The 2,639-nt window shown below is 57.0% G+C and carries 2 rRNA genes (1 of these 2 cut by a window edge); both read left to right on the forward strand.

Annotation, left to right across the window (positions count from 1 at the left end):
* Positions 1–2,424, forward strand: a 23S ribosomal RNA gene (locus C8N40_RS22350); it begins 470 nt to the left of the window's first position.
* A gap of 98 nt (positions 2,425–2,522) precedes the next feature.
* Positions 2,523–2,634 (forward strand): 5S ribosomal RNA (gene rrf, locus C8N40_RS22355).
* Positions 2,635–2,639 lie beyond the last annotated feature (5 nt).

Raw genomic sequence — 2,639 nt, forward strand, 5'->3', positions numbered from 1 at the left:
AGTGAACCAGTACCGTGAGGGAAAGGTGAAAAGCACCGTGAATAACGGGGTGAAACAGATCCTGAAACCGTGCGCTTACAAGCGGTCGGAGCCACTTTGTGTGGTGACGGCGTGCCTTTTGCATAATGAGCCTACGAGTTGCTCCTCCCTGGCGAGGTTAAGGTCTTCAAAGACCGGAGCCGCAGCGAAAGCGAGTCTGAACAGGGCGCGCAGTCAGGGGGGGCAGACGCGAAACTTTGTGATCTACCCATGGGCAGGATGAAGGCTGGGTAAAACCAGTTGGAGGTCCGAACCAGTTTGCGTTGAAAAGCATTTGGATGACCTGTGGGTAGGGGTGAAAGGCCAATCAAACTGAGAAATAGCTCGTACTCCCCGAAATGCCTTTAGGGGCAGCGTCGCGGTGGAGTCTGGTGGAGGTAGAGCTACCGATAGGACTAGGGGGAGTCACATCCTACCGAATCCTGACGAACTCCGAATGCCACCAGATATACGCGGCAGTGAGGCCTGGGGTGCTAAGGTCCCAGGCCGAGAGGGAAAGAACCCAGACCGCCAGCTAAGGTCCCAAAGTCCACGCTAAGTTGAACAAAGGGGGTCCAGTTGCTTAGACAGCCAGGAGGTTGGCTTGGAAGCAGCCATTCCTTTAAAGAGTGCGTAACAGCTCACTGGTCGAGCGACAGGGCATCGATAATAATCGGGCATCAAGCATGGCACCGAAGCTGCGGATTGTACGCAAGTACACTGGTAGGGGAGCATTCCAAGGGCGGTGAAGGCAGGCCGGCAAGGGCTGTTGGAGCGCTTGGAAAAGCAAATGTAGGCATAAGTAACGATAATGCGGGCGAGAAACCCGCACACCGAAAGACCAAGGTTTCCTGATCAACGCTAATCGGATCAGGGTTAGTCGGGTCCTAAGGCCGAGGCGAAGGCGCAGGTCGATGGACAGCTGGTTAATATTCCAGCACCGGCTGCAGCCAGCGATGCGGTGACGGAGAAGTGAAAGGACCGCGCACTGACGGAATAGTGCGCTTAACACCGTAGGTATATCTTTGGTAGTGAAGTACGCCATCGATGCTGAAAGTGGAAAGTACGCCAACCCTTCGGGGGCGGCGAGTGTCCCTAACCAGGCTCCCGAGAAAACCCGCTAAGCGTTATAACGCTGCAGCCGCCCGTACCGCAAACCGACACAGGTGGTCGAGGAGAGAATCCTAAGGTGCTCGAGTGAATCACGGCCAAGGAACTCGGCAAAATGGCCCTGTAACTTCGGGAGAAGGGGCGCCTCCTCCTAGCAATAGGAGAGGCCGCAGTGAAAAGGCCCAGGCGACTGTTTAACAAAAACACATGGCTTTGCGAAATCGCGAGATGAAGTATAAGGCCTGACACCTGCCCGGTGCCGGAAGGTTAAGAGGGGATGTTAGCCGCAAGGCGACGCATTGAATCGAAGCCCCGGTAAACGGCGGCCGTAACTATAACGGTCCTAAGGTAGCGAAATTCCTTGTCGGGTAAGTTCCGACCTGCACGAATGGTGTAACGATCTGGGCGCTGTCTCAGCCGTGAGCTCGGTGAAATTGTAGTCTCGGTGAAGATGCCGAGTACCCGCAACGGGACGGAAAGACCCCATGAACCTTTACTATAGCTTAGCATTGACGCTGGGTAACTCATGTGTAGGATAGGTGGGAGGCTGCGAGGCGGTGTCGCCAGGCATCGCGGAGCCGTCCTTGAAATACCACCCTTGAGTTGCTTGGCGCCTAACCTCACAGAGTGGGGGACAGTGCTTGGTGGGTAGTTTGACTGGGGTGGTCGCCTCCAAAACAGTAACGGAGGCTTTCAAAGGTTCCCTCAGCACGCTTGGTAACCGTGCGCAGAGCGCAATAGCACAAGGGAGCTTGACTGTGAGGCCCACAAGCCGAGCAGGGCCGAAAGGCGGATATAGTGATCCGGTGGTTCCGCATGGAAGGGCCATCGCTCAAAGGATAAAAGGTACTCTGGGGATAACAGGCTGATCTCCCCCAAGAGCTCATATCGACGGGGAGGTTTGGCACCTCGATGTCGGCTCGTCACGTCCTGGGGCTGGAGAAGGTCCCAAGGGTTCGGCTGTTCGCCGATTAAAGTGGCACGCGAGCTGGGTTCAGAACGTCGTGAGACAGTTCGGTCCCTATCTGTTGTGGGCGTTGGAGATTTGCGGGGTCCTGACCTTAGTACGAGAGGACCGGGTTGGACGAGCCTCTGGTGGACCTGTTGTGCCGCCTGGTGCAGCGCAGGGTAGCTACGCTCGGACGGGATAAGCGCTGAAAGCATCTAAGTGCGAAACCCGCCCCAAGATGAGATCTCCCTTGAAGGGCCGTCGAAGACGACGACGTCGATAGGCCGCAGGTGTACAGGCAGAGATGCCACAGCCGAGCGGTACTAATTGCCCGGGAGCGTCCCGGTACCGGTGTGCCGGCCCGCCGCTCCTCGCTTTTCTGCTTGTCTCTCCCCCCATTCATGTCTAAAAAGCATTAGCGCACGCATGACAGCCGTGCCAAGACAATGGCGGCTATGGCCCCGGTGAGCACCTCTTCCCATTCCGAACAGAGCCGTTAAGCCCGGGAGCGCCGATGGTACTGGGTTCACCCCCGGGAGAGTAGGTGGCCGCCAACCCCATC

Origin of the sequence: Pontibacter mucosus (genome assembly GCF_003054055.1) — a bacterium.
Lineage (GTDB): Bacteria > Bacteroidota > Bacteroidia > Cytophagales > Hymenobacteraceae > Pontibacter > Pontibacter mucosus.